The sequence below is a fragment of the Streptomyces sp. NPDC031445 genome (genome assembly GCF_055581365.1).
Map to the genome: position 1 here is coordinate 14106 of NZ_JBVIJO010000029.1, position 21376 is coordinate 35481.

At 72.7% G+C, this 21376-nt stretch carries 21 protein-coding genes; 5 read left to right on the forward strand and 16 right to left on the reverse strand.

Annotation, left to right across the window (positions count from 1 at the left end):
- Nucleotides 1-43 precede the first annotated feature (43 nt).
- Nucleotides 44-868 (forward strand): DUF4253 domain-containing protein, encoded by an 825-nt coding sequence (locus ACZ5DC_RS39430; RefSeq protein ID WP_468661126.1) that lies wholly within the window; start codon nucleotides 44-46, stop codon nucleotides 866-868.
- A 10-nt stretch (nucleotides 869-878) separates the two neighbouring features.
- Here the strand turns inward: ACZ5DC_RS39430 and ACZ5DC_RS39435 are convergent, their stop codons facing one another.
- Nucleotides 879-2204 carry a helix-turn-helix domain-containing protein gene (locus ACZ5DC_RS39435; RefSeq protein WP_468661128.1) on the reverse strand — a complete coding sequence of 442 codons (1326 nt, stop codon included), beginning with the start codon at nucleotides 2202-2204 and terminating at the stop codon, nucleotides 879-881.
- Nucleotides 2205-2394: 190 nt separating this feature from the next.
- Between ACZ5DC_RS39435 and ACZ5DC_RS39440 the strand changes: the two genes are divergently transcribed.
- Nucleotides 2395-3123 carry a DUF4232 domain-containing protein gene (locus tag ACZ5DC_RS39440; protein WP_468661160.1) on the forward strand — a complete coding sequence of 243 codons (729 nt, stop codon included), beginning with the start codon at nucleotides 2395-2397 and terminating at the stop codon, nucleotides 3121-3123.
- Here ACZ5DC_RS39440 and hemB read toward each other — a convergent pair.
- The 6 genes from hemB to ACZ5DC_RS39470 all read right to left on the reverse strand — a co-directional run bounded on the left by hemB (nucleotide 3113) and on the right by ACZ5DC_RS39470 (nucleotide 9926).
- On the reverse strand, nucleotides 3113-4123 hold the full coding sequence (gene hemB / locus ACZ5DC_RS39445) for a porphobilinogen synthase (protein WP_468661130.1): 1011 nt from the start codon (nucleotides 4121-4123) through the stop codon (nucleotides 3113-3115). The genes ACZ5DC_RS39440 and hemB overlap by 11 nt on opposite strands.
- A 120-nt stretch (nucleotides 4124-4243) precedes the next feature.
- The gene (locus tag ACZ5DC_RS39450) at nucleotides 4244-5953 is read right to left on the reverse strand and encodes a bifunctional uroporphyrinogen-III C-methyltransferase/uroporphyrinogen-III synthase (RefSeq protein WP_468661132.1); all 1710 of its coding nucleotides are present in this window, start codon (nucleotides 5951-5953) and stop codon (nucleotides 4244-4246) included.
- Nucleotides 5950-6909 (reverse strand): hydroxymethylbilane synthase, encoded by a 960-nt coding sequence (gene hemC, locus ACZ5DC_RS39455; RefSeq protein ID WP_468661134.1) that lies wholly within the window; start codon nucleotides 6907-6909, stop codon nucleotides 5950-5952. Before hemC ends, ACZ5DC_RS39450 begins: the two co-directional genes overlap by 4 nt.
- Entirely contained in the window at nucleotides 6906-8600 is a 1695-nt protein-coding gene (locus ACZ5DC_RS39460) for a glutamyl-tRNA reductase (protein WP_468661136.1), read from the reverse strand. The genes hemC and ACZ5DC_RS39460 overlap by 4 nt, the downstream gene beginning before the upstream one ends.
- Entirely contained in the window at nucleotides 8597-9373 is a 777-nt protein-coding gene (locus tag ACZ5DC_RS39465; RefSeq protein ID WP_468661138.1) for a redox-sensing transcriptional repressor Rex, read from the reverse strand. Before ACZ5DC_RS39465 ends, ACZ5DC_RS39460 begins: the two co-directional genes overlap by 4 nt.
- A 280-nt stretch (nucleotides 9374-9653) precedes the next feature.
- A complete protein-coding gene (locus ACZ5DC_RS39470) occupies nucleotides 9654-9926 on the reverse strand; it encodes a glutaredoxin family protein (RefSeq protein ID WP_225814320.1) in 273 nt (90 codons plus the stop codon).
- 126 nt (nucleotides 9927-10052) lie between these two features.
- On the opposite strand from ACZ5DC_RS39470, the gene ACZ5DC_RS39475 reads away from it, so the two are divergent.
- The 3 genes from ACZ5DC_RS39475 to ACZ5DC_RS39485 all read left to right on the forward strand — a co-directional run bounded on the left by ACZ5DC_RS39475 (nucleotide 10053) and on the right by ACZ5DC_RS39485 (nucleotide 13521).
- A complete protein-coding gene (locus ACZ5DC_RS39475) occupies nucleotides 10053-10973 on the forward strand; it encodes an HAD family hydrolase (protein ID WP_468661141.1) in 921 nt (306 codons plus the stop codon).
- Nucleotides 10974-11259: 286 nt separating this feature from the next.
- Nucleotides 11260-12054: an ECF subfamily RNA polymerase sigma factor, BldN family gene (locus ACZ5DC_RS39480; protein WP_366755332.1), complete on the forward strand. Its 795-nt coding sequence runs from the start codon at nucleotides 11260-11262 to the stop codon at nucleotides 12052-12054.
- A 234-nt stretch (nucleotides 12055-12288) separates the two neighbouring features.
- Nucleotides 12289-13521 carry a DUF5667 domain-containing protein gene (locus ACZ5DC_RS39485; protein ID WP_468661144.1) on the forward strand — a complete coding sequence of 411 codons (1233 nt, stop codon included), beginning with the start codon at nucleotides 12289-12291 and terminating at the stop codon, nucleotides 13519-13521.
- 73 nt (nucleotides 13522-13594) lie between these two features.
- Here the strand turns inward: ACZ5DC_RS39485 and ACZ5DC_RS39490 are convergent, their stop codons facing one another.
- The 9 genes from ACZ5DC_RS39490 to ACZ5DC_RS39530 all read right to left on the reverse strand — a co-directional run bounded on the left by ACZ5DC_RS39490 (nucleotide 13595) and on the right by ACZ5DC_RS39530 (nucleotide 21276).
- A complete protein-coding gene (locus tag ACZ5DC_RS39490; protein WP_468661146.1) occupies nucleotides 13595-14638 on the reverse strand; it encodes a lysophospholipid acyltransferase family protein in 1044 nt (347 codons plus the stop codon).
- Between the two features lie 14 nt (nucleotides 14639-14652).
- Entirely contained in the window at nucleotides 14653-15714 is a 1062-nt protein-coding gene (locus ACZ5DC_RS39495; protein ID WP_366755335.1) for an NAD-dependent epimerase/dehydratase family protein, read from the reverse strand.
- Between the two features lie 187 nt (nucleotides 15715-15901).
- The gene (locus ACZ5DC_RS39500) at nucleotides 15902-16000 is read right to left on the reverse strand and encodes a 30S ribosomal protein bS22 (RefSeq protein WP_003948845.1); all 99 of its coding nucleotides are present in this window, start codon (nucleotides 15998-16000) and stop codon (nucleotides 15902-15904) included.
- 134 nt (nucleotides 16001-16134) lie between these two features.
- Entirely contained in the window at nucleotides 16135-16347 is a 213-nt protein-coding gene (locus tag ACZ5DC_RS39505) for a helix-turn-helix domain-containing protein (protein ID WP_121791081.1), read from the reverse strand.
- Between the two features lie 129 nt (nucleotides 16348-16476).
- Nucleotides 16477-17292 carry a phosphatase gene (locus ACZ5DC_RS39510; RefSeq protein ID WP_468661148.1) on the reverse strand — a complete coding sequence of 272 codons (816 nt, stop codon included), beginning with the start codon at nucleotides 17290-17292 and terminating at the stop codon, nucleotides 16477-16479.
- Nucleotides 17293-17392: 100 nt separating this feature from the next.
- Entirely contained in the window at nucleotides 17393-18565 is a 1173-nt protein-coding gene (locus ACZ5DC_RS39515; protein WP_468661150.1) for an acetoin utilization protein AcuC, read from the reverse strand.
- A complete protein-coding gene (locus tag ACZ5DC_RS39520; RefSeq protein ID WP_468661152.1) occupies nucleotides 18516-19733 on the reverse strand; it encodes an MFS transporter in 1218 nt (405 codons plus the stop codon). The genes ACZ5DC_RS39515 and ACZ5DC_RS39520 overlap by 50 nt, the downstream gene beginning before the upstream one ends.
- 104 nt (nucleotides 19734-19837) lie before the next feature.
- Complete coding sequence (locus ACZ5DC_RS39525) at nucleotides 19838-20539, reverse strand: VC0807 family protein (RefSeq protein WP_468661154.1); 702 nt, start codon at nucleotides 20537-20539, stop codon at nucleotides 19838-19840.
- Nucleotides 20540-20631: 92 nt separating this feature from the next.
- Nucleotides 20632-21276, reverse strand: coding sequence for an HAD family hydrolase (locus tag ACZ5DC_RS39530; RefSeq protein ID WP_468661156.1), 645 nt, complete (start codon nucleotides 21274-21276; stop codon nucleotides 20632-20634).
- Nucleotides 21277-21376: the final 100 nt, after the last annotated feature.

Consider the following 21376-nt stretch of genomic DNA (forward strand, 5'->3'; position numbering starts at 1 on the left):
CAGCTCAACGGCGTTGTCAGTGGCGGGCTTTACAGTCACCGGCATGGCGACTCTTCCCAACCCGCTGCCCAAGCTGGCCACCGACCCCAGTGGGCGTTCCCTCGGCCTTCGGCTGCCGCCCGGAAGACTGGTGCACGAGACGGACGACGGCCCCTGGCACGAGCCCCTGCTGTGGCACGCGGAGAAGCCCTCCTCGCCCGGCACCTTCAAGGCGCTGGGTGCGCCGGCGTCCCGTGCCGGGCTGCTGCCGGTGCTGGTGGACATGGCCGGTTGCCGGACCGGGCCGGAGGACTGGGTGCTGCTGCCGGGCGAGGCGTCGTACCCGGGGGACCACGAGGCCGCGGAGGTGCTGTCGGAGTACTGGGCGGAGGCCACCGGCGGGCAGGGCGGCGAGGAGACCGAGCCGTTCGGCCTCCCGTGGCCGGGGCTCGCCCCGGCCGGGCTCCTGGCCGCCGATCCGGGCAGTCGGGCCGCGCAGGTCGCCGACGCGCTGCACCGGGACCCGGACACGTGGGCCGAGTGGCTGGAGGAGCCGCACCTGGCCCTCGTGCCGGCCCGCCGGTCGGCGGACATACCGGCGGCGATCGGCTGGACCGGCACCCTGGACCACGACGGGGACGTGGCCCGGATCTGCGCGGTGCTGCGGTCGTGGGAGGACCGGTTCGGGGTCCGGGTGGTGGCGCTCGGACCGGACGTGCTGGTGGTGTCCGTCGCGGCGCCGCCCACCGGCCTGGACGACGCCGAGGTGCTGGCCGCCGAGCACTACGCCCTGTGCCCGGACGCCGTGGTGCAGAGCGGCCCGGGGAGCGTGGCGGCGTACGCGAAGGAGCTGGTCGGCGCCACGAGCTGGGCCTTCTGGTGGGAGTGAGCCGCAGGCGTCAGTCCGCCTCCGACGCCGGACGCCACTTCTCGCCGCCGAGGGGGAAGGCGTAGGCGGGCCGGCCGTTGTCGCCGCTGGTGCGGAACGGCCGGCCGGCGTCGTCGACCACCAGCGTGCCGTGCCGGTTCCCGCTGGACCAGGACAGCTCCAGGTACCAGCTGACGTCGTAGGCGGACGCGTCCGCGGTGACGTGGAAGACCTCGGGGTCCGCCCGGCTCACCTTGAACGGGAAGTTCCGGCTCCCGGCCTCCGGTACGGGCGCGGGGCGCATCGCGTCGAGGGCGACGGTGAAGGAGCGGGTCGGCACGCCGCCGCCGCAGCCGACGCCGGGATAGCCCATGGCGTAGTCGTTCCAGGCGAGCGGGGAGCGCTTGCCCGCCGTGCGCACGGACAGCTTCTCCAGGACGACGGTGTCGTCGCCGGTGCCCTGCACGGTGAAGGTGACGAACTGCTCCCCCGCCGAGACCGCCTGGTGCACGTCCACCCAGGCGGGCGCGTCCTGTTCCAGCGGCGGCGGGGCGACGGCGGTGGGCGGCCGGTCGATCAGGTAGTGCTGGGAGCAGGGGCTCTCCCAGCTGTAGGGGTGGGTGGTGACCGTGAGGGGCGGGGCGGCCGTCGTCCGCCCGGTCGTGGCGGCGGCCGGGCCGCCCGCCGGGGTTCCGCCGCGGGCGGCGGGGGCCTTGGCCGAGGGGGAGGCTGACCGGGTGGCGGACCGGTGCGGCTCGGGGCCGGCGGCCGTCGACTCCGGCGGTGCGCTGTCCCGGGCGGCGGCCTCCCAGGTGGCCGTGGTGCCCTTGCCGTCCCGGCCCGCCCGGCCGTCCCGCGCTCCGTCACCGGAGTGCCCGGAGGGCAGGTTCAGTACGACCGCGACGGTGCCGAGCAGCGCGGTGACGGTCAGGGCGGCGAGGAGGGCGGCGGGGCGGCGGCTCCGGCGCCGGGGGGCGGCGGGCGCGGGGTCCGAGGGCGGCTGGGGTCCGGCTCCGGCCGCCGGTGCCGGGTCGGGTCCAGCCGCCGGCTCCGTGACCGCCGCCGGCTCCGGCTCCGCCACCGCCGGCGGTGAGGGCTCCTTCCGTCCCCGCCACGCGTCCGCCCGCACCCACCGCCGGTGCAGCTCCACGAGTTCCCCGGGCGTGGCACCGCACAGCCGGGCGAGCCGCTCGACGGGCGCGTAGTCCGCCGGCACGGCGTCCCCGTTGCAGTACCGGTGGAGCGTCGACGTGCTCATGTGCAGCCGTTTGGCGAGCGTGCCGTAGCTGTGCCCGGAACGGTTCTTCAACTCCCGGAGCAGTTCGGCGAATCCGCTTTCCGGCGTGCCTTCCGACACCGTTTCTCCGTCCCCCCTCGTCCCACCCGGGCGTTCCAGGGAGGGACTGTTCCCGCAGGTCAAAGCCGGTGTGGGCGTTCCAGCGTCCCGGATGTCCGGCCGTTGCCGGCCGCCGGGACGGACCGGCCCACAGGCTGTGGTCATCCAAGCACGTCAACCGGCCCAGCCCGAAAGAGGACTTGCCATGCGAATGCGCCATATCCGTCTGCTCACCGCCACCGGCACCGCCGTCGCCGCCCTCGCGCTCACGGCGTGCGGCAACGGGACGGGCACCGAGGACGAGGGCGCCGCCCGGCCGACGACACCGGTGGCGTCGGCGGAGAAGGCCGCGCCGGGCGAGGCCGCGATGCGCACGCCCCGGGCCGCCGCCGGGGGCCGTACGGCGAACGGCGCGCCCGTGGCCCGTACCCACGCACCCGACGCGCGGCCGAGCGCCTCCCCCGCCGCGCGCGGCACCCAGGGCGGCACCCGTACCGGCACCTCCGGTACCTCCGTGGTGCTGTGCAACGGCGCGAACACGACCGTCGCCGCGCAGCCGGTCGCCCGGCCCCTGAACCACATGCTGATCACCGTGAAGAACACCGGCGGCAGGACCTGCGAGCTGCCGTACTACCCGGTGCTCCGCTTCGACCGGATGCAGTGGGTGCCGCAGGCGGACCGGGACACCCAGCCGCAGGCCGTGGTGTCCCTGGCGCCCGGCGAGTCGGGGTACGCGGGGGTGCTGCTGTCGGCCGCCGACGGCAGCGGCACGGGCGGGACGACGGCCCGCAGGCTGACGGTGGGCTTCCAGGGCCTCACCCCGAACAGCAGCGGCGGCCCGTCCGCGACGCCGTCCCTGCCGGCCGGGGGGGTCTACTACGACAGCTCGCTGAAGGTGACGTACTGGCAGCAGGAGATGGACGACGCCCTCAACTGGTGAACGGGGACCGGCGCAGCTTCTGGGCCACCTCGGTGGCCCAGTAGGTGAGGATGGTGCGCGCCCCGGCCCGCTTGATGCCGGTCAGGGTCTCGAAGATCGCCCGGTCGCGGTCGATCCAGCCCTTCTCGGCGGCGGCCTCGATCATCGAGTACTCGCCGGAGATCTGGTAGGCGGCGACGGGTACGTCCACGGCGTCCGCGACCCGGGCGAGGATGTCGAGGTAGGGCCCGGCCGGCTTGACCATCACCATGTCGGCGCCCTCGGCGAGGTCGAGCTCCAGTTCCCGCAGGGACTCGCGCCAGTTGGCCGGGTCCTGCTGGTAGGTCTTGCGGTCGCCCTGGAGGGAGGAGGCGACGGCCTCGCGGAAGGGGCCGTAGAAGGCCGAGGAGTACTTGGCGGTGTAGGCGAGGATCGCGACGTCCTCGCGGCCGATCTGGTCCAGCGCGTCCCGGATGACGCCGATCTGGCCGTCCATCATCCCGCTGGGCCCGACGACGTGGGCGCCGGCGTCGGCCTGCACCTGGGCCATCTCGGCGTACCGCTCCAGGGTGGCGTCGTTGTCGACACGGCCCTCGGCGTCCAGGACCCCGCAGTGCCCGTGGTCGGTGAACTCGTCCAGGCACAGGTCGGACATGACGAGCAGGTCGTCGCCGACCTCGGCCCGGACGTCGCGGAGGGCGACCTGGAGGATTCCGTCCGGGTCGGTGCCGGTGGTGCCCTGGGCGTCCTTCTTGGCCTCCTCCGGCACGCCGAACAGCATGATCCCGGAGATCCCGGCCTCCACGGCCTCCAGCGCGGCCTTCTTCAGGCTGTCCCGGGTGTGCTGCACGACGCCGGGCATCGCGGCGACCGGCACCGGCTCGGCGGCGCCCTCCCGGACGAACGCGGGGAGGATGAGGTCGGCGGGGTGCAGCCGGGTCTCGGCGACCATGCGGCGCATGACGGGGGTGGTGCGCAACCGTCGGGGACGCGTACCGGGGAAGGATCCGTACTTCGTCATGCCCTCTACGCTACGCCCGCCGGGCCTGCGCCTTTGCCGACGCGATGTCGGGCCGGGAGCGCGGTTCGCGCCACGGCAACGACCGGGCGGAGCGTGCCAGCCGGCACGCTCCGCCTCACCTCAGGTCGTAGACCTCCGCCTGCGCGCCCCCGGCCTCCGCTCGCTGGGCCGGGTCACCGGGTCACCCGCCTCCAGCGCGGCGGCGCGCCGCTTCATGCCGAAGTCCGCCAGCGCCTCCGCCAGCTTGTGCACGGACGGCTCCGGGGCCATCACGTCGACCCGCAGCCCGTGTTCCTCGGCGGTCTTGGCGGTCGCCGGGCCGATGCACGCGATCACCGTGACGTTGTGCGGCTTGCCCGCGATGCCGACCAGGTTGCGCACCGTGGAGGAGGACGTGAAGAGGACCGCGTCGAAGCCGCCGCCCTTGATCGCCTCGCGGGTCTCCGCCGGCGGCGGCGACGCGCGCACGGTCCGGTAGGCCGTGACGTCGTCCACCTCCCAGCCCAGCTCGATCAGACCGGCGACCAGGGTCTCGGTCGCGATGTCGGCCCGGGGCAGGAAGACACGGTCGATCGGGTCGAAGACCGGGTCGTAGGGGGGCCAGTCCTCCAGGAGGCCGGCCGCCGACTGCTCGCCGCTCGGCACCAGGTCGGGCTTCACGCCGAAGGCGACCAGCGCCTTGGCGGTCTGCTCGCCCACCGCGGCCACCTTGATGCCCGCGAAGGCGCGCGCGTCGAGGCCGTACTCCTCGAACTTCTCCCGGACCGCCTTCACCGCGTTGACCGAGGTGAACGCGATCCACTCGTAGCGGCCCGTCACCAGGCCCTTGACCGCCCGCTCCATCTGCTGCGGGGTGCGCGGGGGCTCCACCGCGATCGTCGGGACCTCGTGCGGCACCGCGCCGTAGGACCGCAGTTGGTCGGAGAGTGACGCCGCCTGCTCCTTCGTGCGCGGCACGAGCACCTTCCAGCCGAACAGCGGCTTGGACTCGAACCACGACAGCTGGTCGCGCCGGGCGGCGGCGGAACGCTCGCCGACCACGGCTATCACCGGCCGGCCGCCGTCCGGGGACGGCAGCACCTTCGCCTGCTTCAGCGTCTGCGCGATCGTGCCGAGCGTCGCCGTCCAGGTCCGCTGCCGGGTCGTCGTACCGGCGACCGTCACCGTCAGCGGGGTGTCCGGCTTGCGGCCCGCCGAGACGAGTTCGCCCGCCGCGGCGGCGACCGAGTCCAGGGTCGTCGAGACGACCACCGTGCCGTCCGACGCGCCCACCTCCGTCCAGCACCGTTCGGAGGCGGTGCGGGCGTCCACGAAGCGGACGTCCGCGCCCTGCGCGTCCCGCAGCGGCACACCGGCGTACGCGGGCACGCCGACCGCCGCCGCGACACCGGGGACCACCTCGAAGGGCACCCCGGCGGCGGCGCAGGCGAGCATCTCCTCCGCCGCGTACGTGTCGAGTCCGGGGTCCCCGGACACCGCACGGACGACCCGCCTGCCGCCGCGCGCGGCCTCCATGACAAGATGAGCGGCATCCCGGGCGGGGGCCGGGACGGCGACGGGTGCTGACGTGCCGTCAACGACCGTCAGCTGGGGCGTGCCCGTGCCCGGCGGGGACATCGCGGCGAAGTCCGCGTCCGTCCGCACCACGGAGACGCCCTGCCGCGCGTGCGTCCGGATGACGTCGAGCACCTCGTGCTCGGCGACCAGGACGTCCGCGGTCGACAGCGCCTCCACGGCGCGCAGAGTCAGTAGTCCCGGATCCCCGGGTCCGGCACCGAGGAAGGTGACGTGCCCGTGTTCCGGACCGGCGGGAAGGGTGGTGGGGCTCAATGTGCTCGCTCCCCCATCAGACCGGCCGCGCCCTGGGCGAGCATCTCGGTGGCGAGTTCGCGACCGAGTGCCGTCGCCCGGTCGTGCGTCTGGGGCACGGGACCGGTGGTGGACAGCTGCACCATGCGGGTGCCGTCGGTCGTGCCGACGACGCCGCGCAGGCGCATTTCCTTGACAGTCTGCCCGTCGGCCAGAAGGTCGGCCAGCGCGCCCACAGGTGCGCTGCAACCGGCCTCCAGGGCGGCGAGCAGTGACCGCTCGGCGGTGACGGCGACCCGTGTGAACGGGTCGTCGAGCGCACAGAGCGCGGCGACGAGGTCCGCGTTGCCCGCGGCACACTCGATCGCCAGGGCCCCCTGGCCGGGGGCGGGCAAAACGGTGTCGACCGACAGGAAGTCGGTCACTTCATCGATCCGGCCTATCCGGTTCAGTCCGGCGGCGGCCAGGACGACCGCGTCCAGTTCGCCGTCGCGGACGTATCCGATCCGCGTGTCGACGTTGCCGCGGATCGGGACCGTCTCGATGTCCAGGCCGTGCGTGCGGGCGTACGCGTTCAGCTGCGCCATGCGGCGCGGCGAACCGGTGCCGACGCGCGCGCCCCGCGGCAGGTCCGTGAACTTCAGCGCGTCCCGGGCGACGATCACGTCCCGCGGGTCCTCGCGCACCGGCACGGCGGCCAGGACCAGCTCCTCGGGCTGCGTGGTCGGCAGGTCCTTGAGCGAATGAACCGCGAAGTCGACCTCGCCCCGCAGCAGCGCGTCGCGCAGCGCCGTGACGAACACGCCGGTGCCGCCGATCTGCGCGAGCGCCTCGCGGGAGACATCGCCGTAGGTGGTGATCTCGACCAGCTCGACGGGCCGCCCGGTCACCTGGCGGACGGCCTGCGCCACCTGCCCGGACTGGGCCATGGCGAGCTTGCTCCGCCTGGTCCCCAGCCGCAACGCCTTCTCAGTCATGCCGGTCGGTCCTTCGTGTCTGTGCTGTCCCCGGCCCGGGAGACGGCGGCCACCGTCTCGGGGTCGAGGTCGAACAGGGTGCGCAGCGCGTCGGCGTACCCGGCGCCGCCGGGCTCGGCCGCGAGCTGCTTGACCCGTACGGTCGGCGCGTGCAGCAGCTTGTCGACGACCCGGTGCACGGCCTGGCGGATCTCGCCGCGCTGGCGTTCGTCCAGGCCGGGCAGGCGGCCGTCGAGGCGGGCGATCTCACTGGCGACGACGTCGGCGGCCATGGTGCGCAGTGCGACGACGGTGGGCGTGATGCGCTCCGCCCGCTGTGCCGCCCCGAAGGCCGCGACCTCGTCGGAGACGATACGCCTGACCTGGTCCACGTCGGCCGCCATCGGCGCGTCGGCGGACGCTTCCGCCAGCGACTCGATGTCGACCAGGCGGACCCCGGCCAGCCGGTGCACGGCCGCGTCGATGTCGCGGGGCATGGCCAGGTCGAGCAGGAAGAAGAAGGGCGCGGGCCGCTCGGCGACCGGCTCGGGCCTGCGCCGCTCGGGGATGCGGCCGACGGTGGCGGCGGTCGCGGCGAGCGCGGTGATCAGTTCGGCGTCCGCTTCCGGGGTCCGGCGGTCCCGGCGGTCGACGGTGCCTCCGGCGACCCAGGCCGCGTGCTGTTCGAGGGTGGCCGCGTCCAGGCCGGCCACGGCGGCCTCGCCCATGACGGAGAAGCCGGGCTGTACGGCGGCCAGGTCCAGCGGGCAGTTCTCGTCGGCGCCCGTGCCGGTGGGCCGTGCGGGGGCCTCGGGCTGTACGGCCTCCGGCCGCGCTGCCGTGGCGCCGGCGTCGGCGGCGGGGGCTCCGGTACGGCCCTCGACCGCGTGTGCGACCGCCTCCGCCGTGAGCACCAGGCCCGTCGCCCCGGTGCAGGAGACGACGACGTCGGCACGTGTCAGCTCGTCGGCGACCGCGTCCATGCGCACGGCGCGGGCGGTCACCTCGTTCTCGTCGGAGTCGGTGAGGATCCCGGCGAGCCGCTCGGCCCGCTCGAAGGTGCGGTTGGCGACGACGACCTCGGCGACCCCGGCGCGCGCGAGCGTCGCGGCGGCCAGGGACGACATCGACCCGGCGCCGATGACCAGCGCCTTCTTGCCCGCGGCCCACTCGGGGACGGGCGTGCCGACGGCGAGCTGTTCCAGGCCGAAGGTGACCAGGGACTGGCCGGCGCGGTCGATGCCGGTCTCGGAGTGGGCGCGCTTGCCGACCCGCAGGGCCTGCTGGAACAGGTCGTTCAGCAGCTTGCCCGCGGTGTGCAGCTCCTGGGCGCGGGCCAGGGAGTCCTTGATCTGGCCGAGGATCTGCCCCTCGCCGACGACCATCGAGTCGAGCCCGCAGGCCACCGAGAACAGGTGGTGGACGGCCCGGTCCTCGTAGTGCACGTAGAGGTACGGGGTGAGTTCCTCCAGGCCGACCCCGCTGTGCTGGGCGAGCAGCGTGGACAGCTCGGCGACGCCGGCGTGGAACTTGTCCACGTCGGCGTACAGCTCGATGCGGTTGCAGGTCGCGAGCACGGCGGCCTCGCAGGCGGGTTCGGCGGCGACGGTGTCCTGGACCAGCTTGGCCTGGGCGTCCGCGCTCAGCGCGGCCCGCTCCAGCACGCTGACCGGGGCACTGCGGTGGCTGAGTCCGACGACGAGGAGGCTCATGCCGGCATCACGGCGGGGACGTCCCCGTCGGGCCCCTGGTCGGCGGAGTCGTCGGCGGCCGCGCCACGGGACGCGGCGGCGGGCAGGCCGCCGTCGCCCGCGGCGGTCTCCTCACCGGCCTTGCGCTGCTCGTGGAAGGCGAGGATCTGGAGCTCGATCGAGAGGTCGACCTTGCGCACGTCGACGCCGTCCGGGACGGACAGCACGGTCGGCGCGAAGTTCAGGATGGAGGTCACGCCGGCGGCCACGAGGCGGTCGCAGACCTGCTGGGCGGCGCCGGCCGGGGTGGCGATGACGCCGATGGACACGCCGTTGTCCTCGATGATCTTCTCGAGGTCGTCGGTGTGCTGCACGGGGATGCCGGCGACCGGCTTGCCGGCCATCGCCGGGTCCGCGTCGATCAGGGCGGCGACCCGGAAGCCGCGGGAGGCGAAGCCGCCGTAGTTGGCGAGGGCGGCGCCGAGGTTGCCGATACCGACGATCACGACCGGCCAGTCCTGGGTCAGGCCGAGTTCGCGGGAGATCTGGTAGACGAGGTACTCCACGTCGTAGCCGACACCGCGCGTTCCGTAGGAGCCCAGGTAGGAGAAGTCCTTGCGCAGCTTGGCGGAGTTGACCCCCGCCGCCGCGGCCAGCTCCTCGGAGGAGACCGTGGGGACCGAGCGCTCCGACAGTGCGGTCAGGGCTCGGAGGTACAGCGGAAGCCGGGCGACGGTGGCCTCGGGAATCCCTCGGCTACGGGTCGCCGGTCGGTGTGTTCGGCCAGTTGCCACGGTGCTCCTGCGGGTAGAGCGGGGCTGTAGGCGGTCATACGTCCCCAGACCGCCCCGTCGACAGCAGGCTATGTCTTTGTGAACGCGTGCACAAAGATGGTGTCCGTTTTGCCCGGCAGAAGTGACCGGCGTCACGCCACTTTTACGCCCGCGCCGGGAACCGGCGCATACGCAGCGGCGTTCCTTAGTTACTGGGGGCAAAACCGCACACACTCCTCACGAATCCCGCCCCCGAGACCAAACCGCCGTCGATCCTAAGCGACTTTCCGGCCGGTTTGTACTAGTCGGTCAGTGCCCGGCGCAGCCGCTCCTCGTTCACGCGCCAGAAGGTGTGCTGTTCACCGTCGACCAGTACGACCGGGATCTGCTCCCAGTAGCGGTCGTGCAGCTCACGGTCCTCGGTGATGTCCTTCGGCTCCCACGGCACGCCGAGGTCGCCGCACACCTTCTCGACCACCGCCTGCGCGTCGTCGCACAGATGGCAGCCCGGCTTGCGGATGAGGGTGACCAGCCGCGCGCGCGGCTCGGCCCTGCGTCGGAAGAGGGGACTCATACCGGCCATTCTCGCGCGCCCGGCGCCCGTTCCGGATCGCTTCGTCAACGGTCCGGTCGCGCAGAGTTCACAACCTCCCAACCTCCGCTCGCCGGAACCGCCGGGCGGACTGGCTATGCTCACGACATGGCCGCTCTCGGATGGCTCACTTCCCGTAGGCGCTCCGCCACGGCGCGGAGCGTGTTGGCAGGCGAGGCCTCGGCGGAGGCCGCCCGCAAGTCCTCGCAGGAAGCCCCGCGCGCCACGCCGGAGGAACCGGAGTTCCCGGTGATCGGGGACGACCGGGCCGCCGCCTTCTTCGACCTCGACAACACGGTGATGCAGGGCGCCGCGCTGTTCCACTTCGGCCGGGGGCTGTACAAGCGGAAGTTCTTCGAGACCCGCGACCTCGCCCGCTTCGCCTGGCAGCAGGCGTGGTTCCGGCTGGCCGGCGTCGAGGACCCCGAGCACATGCAGGACGCCCGCGACTCGGCGCTGTCGATCGTCAAGGGCCACCGGGTCGCCGAACTGGAGTCGATCGGCGAGGAGATCTACGACGAGTACATGGCCGACCGCATCTGGCCCGGCACCCGCGCCCTCGCCCAGGCCCACCTCGACGCCGGCCAGAAGGTGTGGCTCGTCACCGCGGCCCCGGTGGAGATCGCCCAGGTGATCGCCCGCCGCCTCGGCCTCACGGGCGCCCTCGGCACGGTGGCCGAGTCGGTCGACGGCGTCTACACCGGCAAGCTGGTCGGCGAGCCGCTGCACGGGCCGGCCAAGGCCGAGGCGGTCCGCGCGCTCGCCGCCGCCGAGGGGCTGGACCTGTCGCGCTGCGCGGCCTACAGCGACAGCCACAACGACATCCCGATGCTGTCCCTGGTCGGCCACCCCTACGCCATCAACCCGGACGCCAAGCTGCGCAGGCACGCCCGCGAGAAGGACTGGCGCCTGCGCGACTACCGCACCGGCCGCAAGGCGGCGAAGGTCGGCATCCCGGCGGCGGCCGGGGTCGGCGCGGTGGCCGGCGGCACGGCCGCGGCGATCGCCCTGAGCCGACGGCGCCGGTAACCGCCACGGCGGGTCCCGCGCGCACGGATTATGCCGCGGCCATTTCAACACGCGCCGCTCCTCGCCGAAACCGGCCTCTTTCCGGTCAACAAACGATCAACTTGCGAAACTTGACCCGCCATCAAACGGTTACGCATGCGACGCAATCGATGATTTGAGCAACTCGGTGTAGCAGGCCCTGTACGAAGCGTTATTCTCCTCAGACGCAATCCGGTACCCCTCCGTCGCTACGACGGGTGAACGGTCCCGCACTGCACGTGATGGAAGCTCTGCCTCTGGGAGTCCCGTGTACCCACACGTCGGGGTTGACGCCTCGGGCCTGGCTACGCTGCGCGCAACGGTCGCGATGGTCAAAGAGACGCTGCGCGGCCACGTCCCCACCGCGTACGCCGTCCCCGCCTCCGCCGTCCCCGCCTTCGCCGCCGCCGCGCCCGCCGGCCCGTGCTACGCACTGGCCGACGGCAGCGCCGCCGTCGGCAGACGAGGGCGGGCCACCGGCGCGGCCACCGCCCGCCGTCCGGCCGCCGACAGCGACAGCGCCCGGATGATGGACCTGGTCGAACGCGCCCAGGCGGGGGAGGCCGAGGCCTTCGGGCGGCTCTACGACCAGTACAGCGACACCGTCTACCGGTACATCTACTACCGCGTGGGCGGCCGGGCGACCGCCGAGGACCTCACCAGTGAGACCTTTCTGCGGGCGCTGCGCAGGATCGGCACCTTCACCTGGCAGGGCCGCGACTTCGGCGCCTGGCTGGTCACCATCGCCCGGAATCTGGTCGCCGACCACTTCAAGTCCAGCCGCTTCCGGCTGGAGGTCACCACCGGCGAGATGCTCGACGCCAACGAGGTCGAACGCTCCCCGGAGGACTCCGTCCTGGAGTCCCTGTCGAACGCCGCCCTGCTCGACGCCGTACGGCGGCTCAACCCCCAGCAGCAGGAGTGCGTGACGCTCCGCTTCCTCCAGGGCCTCTCGGTCGCCGAGACCGCCCGGGTCATGGGCAAGAACGAGGGCGCCATCAAGACCCTCCAGTACCGCGCCGTACGCACCCTCGCCCGGCTGCTGCCGGACGACGCCCGCTGACCACGTGACCCAGGGCGACGGCCAACTCACCTTCGGTGAGAGCCCGTTGCCTTCCCGATCCGGTCATCCGCCGTCCGTAACCCAAGTGCCGCGCCAGTCGTTGTGCGGGATACAGGCTCCCTGTGGTCACGTCCTGGCCGACCCCGATCGCCCGATCGCGTGGAAGTTCCATGGGCGTGCAACCCTCAGGACCCCCTGGGGAGTCGACCGTCATGACGAGAGGAGGTGCCGCCAGTGATCGCGAACGTATCGGCGCACCGGCGGGCGAACGCCTTCGCCCAGGCCCTGGAGGAGCAGTCCGACCGGGACACGGCGGCCGAGCAGTCCGTAGGCACGGCGGGACCACCGCCGACCGCCGAGGACCGGACCGAGCAGGGCGGACTGCTGGCCCTGGCGGCGGGCCTCGGCGCGCTGCCCAAGCCGCAGCTCGACCCCGAGGTCAAGGTCGTCCAGCGGGCCCGGCTGGTGGCCGCGATGGAGGCCATGCTCCAGGAGGGAACCGGGGCGACGGGCGCGTCGGTACCGGAACAGCGCTCCCACCGGGCCAAGGGCGCCCACCGGGCGAGCCCGCTGGGCAAGCTCCGCCCGCGCACGAGACTGACCAAGGGCCTGGCGGCCGGCGGACTCAGCGTCGGCGTGGCCGCCGGGGCCTTCGGCGGGGTCGCCGCCGCCAGCTCCGACGCCCTGCCCGGCGACTCGCTGTACGGACTGAAACGCGGCATCGAGGACTTCAAGCTCAACTACCTGACCGACGGCGACGACCAGCGCGGCCAGACCTACCTCGACCAGGCCTCCACCCGCCTCAGCGAGGCCCGGCGCCTGCTGGAGCGCGGCCGGGGCGGCCACCTGGACCACGAGTCCATCGGCGAGATCCGCCGCACCCTGTCCGGGATGCAGCACGACGTCACCGAGGGCCACCGCCTGCTCCACGCGGCCTACGAGGCCGACCCGGACTCGCTCGGCCCCATCCAGGCGCTGTCCACGTTCTCCCGGTCCCACCGCCAGGTCTGGAGCGCGCTCAGCGACCGGCTGCCCACGCAGCTGGGCGATGTGAAACAGCAGGTGTCCTCGGTCTTCGACGCCATAGACGAAGAGGTCGCCCCGCTGCAGTCCCTGCTCCCGCAGCCACCCGCTCAGCCGGGCGGCGGCAGACACCCGGGCGGCTCCGGCCCGGCGTCCACCGGCACCTCCGGCGGCCACCGGTCCACCACGCCCAGCGCGGGCAACACGCCGTCCGCGGGCAAGCACACCGGCACGGGCACGCCGAGCGGCCCGGCCACCGGCAGCAGCGGCGACGGGCTCATCGGCGGTGACACCGGCGGCCTGCTCGAACCGCCGAAGACCGGGTCCGACACCGCGTCCCCGTCCGCAGGGAAGTCCCCCACGGGCCAGCCCGACGTCACGATCCCCCCGCTCATCCCCGACCTGCTCCCCGGCCTGGGGATCGACGGGCAGGACGCGGACTGACGCCATCCGGCCGTACGGCACCGAGGGCGCCCTTTTCCGAGCAGGGCGCCCTCGGTGCCGTCCACCGGACGCCTCAGAAGAACACCGAGCGCCGCTGCACCAACAGCTTGTACAGCGTGTGCTGGATCTGCTCCCGCACCTGATCGGTCAGGTTGAACATCAGCATCGGGTCCTCCGCCGCCTCCGGCGGATACCCGTCCGTCGGGATGGGCTCACCGAACTGGATCGTCCACTTCGTGGGCAGCGGAACGGCGCCGAGCGGACCGAGCCAGGGGAACGTCGGCGTCAACGGGAAGTACGGGATGCCCAGCACCCGCGCCAGCGTCTTGGCGTTGCCGATCATCGGGTAGATCTCCTCCGCCCCGACGATCGAGCACGGGACGATCGGCACCCCCTGGCGCAGGGCCGTGGAGACGAAGCCGCCCCGGCCGAACCGCTGGAGCTTGTACCGCTCGCCGAACGGCTTGCCGATCCCCTTGAAGCCCTCCGGCATCACCCCCACCAGCTCGCCCTGCCCCAGCAGCCGTTCCGCGTCCTCCGCGCAGGCGAGGGTGTGCCCCAGCTTGCGGGCCAGCTCGTTGACCACCGGCAGCACGAAGACCAGGTCGGCGGCGAGCAGCCGGAGATGACGGCCGGCCGGATGGTGGTCGTGCACCGCCACCTGCATCATCAGCCCGTCCAGCGGCAGCGTCCCGGAGTGGTTGGCGACGATCAGCGCCCCGCCCTCGGCCGGGATGTTCTCGACGCCCTTCACCTCGACCCGGAAGTACTTCTCGAACACCGGCCGCAGCAGCGACATCAGGACCTGGTCGGTCAGCTCCTCGTCGTAACCGAAGTCGTCGACCTCGTAGTCCCCGGTGAGCCGGCGCCGCAGGAAGGCCAGCCCGGCCGCCACCCGCCGCTCCAGGCCGCCGTCCCGCCCGCCTGCCTCCACGGTCTGCGGCGGCTCCTCCTCGCGGCTCTCAGGGGCGTCCTCCCGCGCCCGTCCCGGCAGCGGCTGGACCGCGCCCATCTCCCCCGGCTCCCCGAGCGCACCGCGCCGCCGCCGCGGCTGGCGCTGTGCGGCGCTCCCACGGGACCGGTCGTCGTCGAACGGAATGACCTTGGCGTCCGCCATCGTTGCCGCTCTCCTCAGTTGGCGCTGTGCTTCTGGGGGTGGCCGCCTGCCCTCGCGGTCAGCGCGGCGACCCGGTCGACGGCCGCCGCCAGGCCCTCCGGCGGCAGCAGCCCGGCACCCTGGCCGCGCGCGAAGTCCGCGAAGGTCCCGGCCGTCGTGTGGCGGGGCGTGAAGCCGAGCGTCTCGCGCATCTGCGCGGTCTCCACCACCCGCCCGTGGGTGAGCAGCCGGATCTGCTCCGGCGAGAAGTCCGTCATACCGAGCGTACGCACCAGGGACCCGGCCCAGGTGACCGCGGGCAGCGGCAGCGGCACGGTGGGCCGCCCCAGCCGCCGGGAGCACTGCGAGAGCAGCAGCACGCCGTCCCCGGCGATGTTGAAGGTGCCGCTGTTCAGGGTGCCCCGGCGCGGCTCGTGCGAGGCGATCCGCAGCACCTCGACGACGTCGTCCTCGTGCACGAACTGCAGCCGCGGGTCGTAGCCGAACACGGTCGGCAGGACGGGCAGCGCGAAGTACGAGGCGAGCGGGGTGTCCGCGGCCGGTCCGAGGATGTTGGCGAACCGCAGCACGCACACGGCGACGTCCGGCCGCCGCCGGGCGAAGCCGCGGACGTACCCCTCCACCTCGACGGCGTCCTTCGCGAAGCCGCCGCTGGGCAGCGACTTGGGCGGGGTGGTCTCGGTGAACACGGCCGGGTCGCGCGGCGCGGAGCCGTACACGTTCGTGCTGGACTTCACCACCAGCCGCCGCACGGCCGGCGACTTCTGGCACGCGCCGAGCAGCTGCATGGTGCCGATGACGTTGGTCTCCTTGACCGTGGCCCGGCTGCCGCCGCCCAGGGCCGTGCCCGTGACGTCCAGGTGGACGACCGTGTCCGCGCCGGTCTCGGCGAGCACCCGGGCGATGGTCGGCTGCCGGATGTCGGCCTGGACGAAGTCCGCGCCGCCCAGGTGGTGCGCCGGCGGCACCGCGTCCACGGCGATCACACGCTCGACCTCCGGGTCCCGCTGGATCCGCCGCACGAACCGGCCGCCGAGCTGCCGGGCGACTCCGGTGACGAGCACGATCCGTCCCAAGACCAGCGCCTTCCTTCCCGCATGACCGGTATCCCGCGTTCCCCGTGTGCGGCCAACCTAGCCGGTCGATGGTGCGCTGTGATGACCACAGGTGCGCCCGGCGACGCGAATTCCCCCATCGGTATATGCCTGTGGCCCCCCACCACTGCTGGTGGGGGGCCACAGGGCCACGCTCTCGCTGCGCCGCTTACTTCTTGTTACGGCGCTGAACGCGCGTGCGCTTGAGCAGCTTGCGGTGCTTCTTCTTGGCCATCCGCTTGCGCCGCTTCTTGATAACAGAGCCCACGACTACCCTCGCTCACTTCTCATCACTCGGTTGTTTGGGCGCCATGGGCCCACACGACCTACGAGGGGCTAGCCTACCCAACCGAGCGCCGAGGTCGTAATCGAGGGGTGCCCGGGGTCACCCGGGCGTCGCCGTCAGGCCGTCTCCACCCCCACATAGCTGTCGCGGAGGTACTCGTGTACCGCTTGCTCCGGGACGCGGAACGACCGTCCCACCCGGATCGCGGGCAGATGACCGCTGTGCACCAGGCGGTACACGGTCATCTTCGACACTCGCATCACCGAGGCGACCTCCGCCACGGTAAGGAACTGAACCTCGTTCAGAGGCCTCTCGCCAGCTGCAGCCATGACACACCTGAACCTTCCGCACTCGACGGCCACCGGCTTCCCCTTCCGGTGACTCTTCGTCGTTGCGTGCTCACTCCCCAGACTAGGGGCGGGTGATGCGAGTGGGGAAGAGGTGCACCCATCGGCGGCCTACTGTGACAGACACGCCCGATTGAGCACGTAGCGGATCAGCGGCCGGTAGTGAGCAGACCGCACTGCGTCATCAACCGGAACGGCGACGGACACCCGCCCCTCGGCCTCACCCACGAACAGCGCGGGGTCATCCGTGTCGGCCAGACCGATGGCCTCGAACCCCAGCTGACCAGCACCGCAGACCCAGCCGTGGTCTCCCACCACCAGCTCCGGCAGCGGCCCGCCGGCCTCCGCCGCGGCGTCCAGCGCGACCCGAACCGGGAGCGGCGAGTGGCTGTGGGCGCCCGGCTCACAACCGGGGCGCCCGCTCGCCGGTTCCCGCACCAGGGCAACCCCTCGGACGTATTCGAGGCGAAGGGTACGTAGACCGAACCGGGTCAATATGTCGACACAGCGACCCTGCGCCGGGGTGAGGACCTCACATCCCGCCGCCGACAAGGCGTCCGCCAGACCGGCGTAGAAACCGAGCAGCGGACGCGGGTGCCCGGTACCGAGCAGTACCGGCGCGCCACGCCGGGCCACCTCCCGGATCCGCCCGGCGAAAGCGTCCAGGGCGGCGAGCGTCCGCTCCGGATCGATCACATCCGGTCCGGAAAGGTATCGAGGATCGGCCGAAACCCCGCACTTCTCCGCCATCAACCCGAGCAGGTCCCGGACACCCCATGCCCCTTCGGGATCGATCCCGATCAGCACGCGCGGGTCCCGGGCGGCGAACAGCCGGTAGCTCCGCAGGCTCACCTCCCGTGACGTCGCCACCACACCGGCCAGCCGGGCGGCCACCAGATGCGCTCGGAGACGGGCGGCGGTCGACACGGATGCGATGGTGGCCCATCACCGGTGCGGACGGGACGGGAACGCCGGAAGTCCGCACGGTTGGCCTAATCCCGGCCCCCGGGCGGGCCGGGGGACACCGTCAGGGAAGAAGGCCGCGCAACGGGAACACGGCCCGCCGGGTCGCCAGCACCGCCTGGTCGACCCGGTCGGCGGGGTCGTACCCCTCCTCCCAGGACGCCCACGACACCGGCCACAACCCGTCCGTCATGCGCCACGGCCCCGACTGCCGCGTCCGGGCGTACACGGCCTGCCGCCACTCCTCGGGGATCACCGCCTCCGGAGCGACCGGCTTCCCGGCCGCGATCCCCACCAGGTGCGTCCACGACCGCGGTACGACGTCCACCACCGCGTAGCCGCCCCCGCCCAGGGCGACCCACTTCCCCCCGGCGTACTCGTGCGCCAGATCGTGACACGCCACCTGCACCGCCCGCTGCGCGTCCAGCGAGACCGCCAGGTGCGCGAGCGGATCCTCGAAGTGCGTGTCGGCCCCGTGCTGGGTGACGAGGACCTGCGGCCGGAACTCCGCGAGCAGCTCCGGCACCACGGCGTGGAAGGCCCGTACCCACCCGGCGTCCCCGGTCCCGGCCGGCAGCGCCACGTTCACCGCGGCCCCCTCCCCCGCGCCCGCCCCGGTCTCCTGCGGCCACCCGGTCTGCGGGAACAACGTACGGGGATGCTCGTGCAACGAGATCGTCAGCACCCGCGGGTCCTCCCAGAACGCGGCCTGCACCCCGTCCCCGTGGTGCACGTCGACGTCCACGTAGGCGACCCGCTCGGCCCCCAGCTCCAGCAGCCGCGCGATGGCGAGCGAGGCGTCGTTGTAGATGCAGAACCCCGACGCCCCACCGGGCATGGCGTGGTGGAGCCCGCCCGCGAAGTTCACGGCGTGGCCGGCGTCGCCCCGCCACACCGCCTCCGCCGCCCCCACCGACTGCCCGGCGATCAGCGCGGACACCTCGTGCATCCCCGCGAACGCGGGATCGTCGGGCGTTCCCAGCCCGTACGAGCCGTCCGCCCCCGCCGGATCGGCCGACGCGGCCTTCACGGCGTCGATGTAGTCCTCCCGGTGGACCAGCCGGAGCGTGGACTCGCCGGCCGGCTTCGCCGCGACGACCTCCACCTCCCGGTCGAGCCCGAAGGCACCGACCAGCCGGCGGGTCAGCTCCAGCCGGACCGGATCCATCGGATGGTTCCGGCCGAAGTCATAGCCCGTTACTGCCTCGTCCCACATCAGCTGTGCGCGGCCGCTCATGCCCGCCACCGTATCGGTCCGGTTGAGTGGCGAACGACCTGGCGTACCCCAGTGTCACCAGCACCAACACCATCGGCACCAGCATGGCCCCCCGGTAGCTCCACGCGTCGCCCAGAGCGCCCACCAGCGGCGCGCCGACCAGGAACCCCACGTAGTTGAAGATGTTCAGCCGCGCGACCGCAGCGTCCGACGCCCCGGGGAACAACCGTCCCGCCGCCGCGAACGTCTGCGGCACCAGCACGCACAACCCCAGCCCCAGCAGGGTGAATCCGAGCATCCCGGCCCACGCGCCGGGCGCCACGGCCACCACCGCGAACCCGCAGGCCGCGACCACCGCTCCGAGCCGTACGACCGCCACGGCCCCGAGCCGCCGGACCCCGAGGTCCCCGAGGGCCCGCCCCACGAGCGTGGTCACCATGTACACGTTGTACGGCACGGTCGCCAGCTGCTCCGAGCTGCCCAGCACGTCCTTCAGGTACTTGGCGCTCCAGTTGGAGACGGTCGAGTCACCGATGTACGCGAACATCATCACCAGGCACAGGGGAAGCAGCAGTTTAAAGACGACGGTCCCCCGCTCCGCGTTCCGCTCGGCGTCGGGCACGGGTTCCCCGTCCACGTACCACCGGCTCCCGGCCAGCGCCGCCGGCAGCAGCACGGCCACCGCCGGCAGGTACGACGCCCACAGCGTCAGGTGCCAGTGCGCCCCCGCCCAGGCCAGCGAGGCCCCCAGGATCGCGCCCAGGCTGTAGACGGCGTGGAAGCCGAGCATGATGCTGCGCCCGTACGACCGCTGGAGGCTGACGCCGAGCATGTTCATGGAGGCGTCCAGCGCACCCACCGCCAGGCCGAACACGCCCAGCGCCACGGCCAGTACGGCGACCTGTCCGTGCCCGCCCGCCCCGACGCCGAGCAGCGCCAGCAGCACCACCGGCTGGGACCAGCGCAGCAGCCGGCTGGGCCGTACCCGCTTCACCAACTGCTCGGTGCACACGCTGCCGGCCCCGGCGAGGACGGGCACGGCCGCCAGGAAGACCGGCAGCAGCGCGTCGGACACCCCGTACCGGTCCTGGATGGCCGGGATGCGCGTCACCAGCAGGGCGAAGGCGACGCCCTGGGCGAAGAAGCCGAACGCCAGCGAGGCCCTACCGCGCCGCAGCACATCAGTCATGGCGGCGAGAGTAGGGCCCCGGGCTACCGCTGGGTAGATCCGGCCAAAGATGAATTCTCCTCAGCTTCGGTCCGGGCTCCGGCCACCCGGTCTCCGCTCGGCGATCAGGCGGCGACGGCCACCTCGGGCCGCTCCGCCCGGCCGGCCTCCACCTCGGCCGCGAGCATCCGCTCCATCGGTTCCGCGGCCAGCCCGCCGCTGACCACGAAAGCGATCACCATCGTGACGATCAGGATCACGGCGCCCAGCCACACCATGGTGTCCACGGGGACGGTGTAGGCACCCACGACCCGTACGACGCACTCGGTCAGCAGGGCCAGGCCCCACACCACGGAGAACACCCGCTCCCTGGACCGGAAGGCCGCGGAGTCGGACACCAGCCGCTGCCAGGCGGCTTCCCTCGCCGCGCTGCCCTTCACCAGGAAGGGCTTCATGCCCGCGGTCATCATCGGCCTGCCGAGCCGGACGGACACCAGGATGCCGATGGCCACCGTGCTGCTGACCCCGCTGTCCTTGGCCAGCATCAGCCGCGGGTCACCCGAGACGAAACTCAGCAGCAGGGACACGACGTTGACGAACAGGATCAGTCCCGCCAGCGCGTTGGTCCTGCGCTCCCTGACCAGTCCCCCGACCGTCCGCACCGCCGGTACGACACTGCTCCAGGCGAGCGCCGCGAAGGTGCTCGTCCCGAAGGCGTCCTTGAAGAGGTAGTACGAGCCGAGCGGCAGCGCCACATCGACGAGCAGCGGCTTGAAGTTGTCCAGCACACTCGGCTCGCGGCCCTGGTTCCCCGTGTTCTTCGTCATGCCCTCAGCTTCGCCGCCGGACCGGGTCCGGCAGTAGAAACGTTCGTCCGGAGCTGCGCATGACAGATGTCAGCCCGCACGGCCGACCGGGGTCATACCAGCAGGTCGAGCAACTGGTCCATGCGGGCGAAGAGGTGACCCGCACCCGCGAGCTTCGCCGCCGGCGTCATCGCGGTGAACCCGTACACGTCCATCCCGGCCGCCACAGCCGCCTGTACGCCCAGCGGTGAGTCCTCCACGACCACGCACCGCCCGGGGGCCACACCCATCCGCTCGGCCGCGTGCAGGAACAGATCCGGCGCCGGCTTGCCCCGCCCGACATCCTCCGAGCTGAAGACCCGCTCCTGGGGAAACCACCGGTCCAGCCCCGTCGTCCGGTGCCCGACCCGGATCCGCGCGTGACTCCCCGAGGAGGCCACGCAGTACGGCACCCCGTCCGCGGCCAGTTTCTCCAGTACCTCGGTCACCCCGGGCACGGGCCGCAACTCCCGCTCGAACGCGGCGAACACCCGCGCGTGGAAGACCTCGTCGAACTCGGCCGGCAGCCGCTCTCCCGTCCGTTCCAGCACCAGGTCATGGATCCGGTGCATCGCCGACCCCATGTAGTCGCGGATGGAGTCCTCGTACGTCGTGGGATGCCCGAGCTCGGTCAGATAGGCGGCCAGAAGCCGGTTGGATAGGGGCTCGCTGTCCACGAGGACACCGTCGTTGTCGAAGATGACGAGGTCATAGCGCATGAGTGCACCCTAAACGCAGAAAACCCCCGCACCGAAGGTGCGGGGGTTTTCCCAAAAATTGTTCGGCGGCGTCCTACTCTCCCACAGGGTCCCCCCTGCA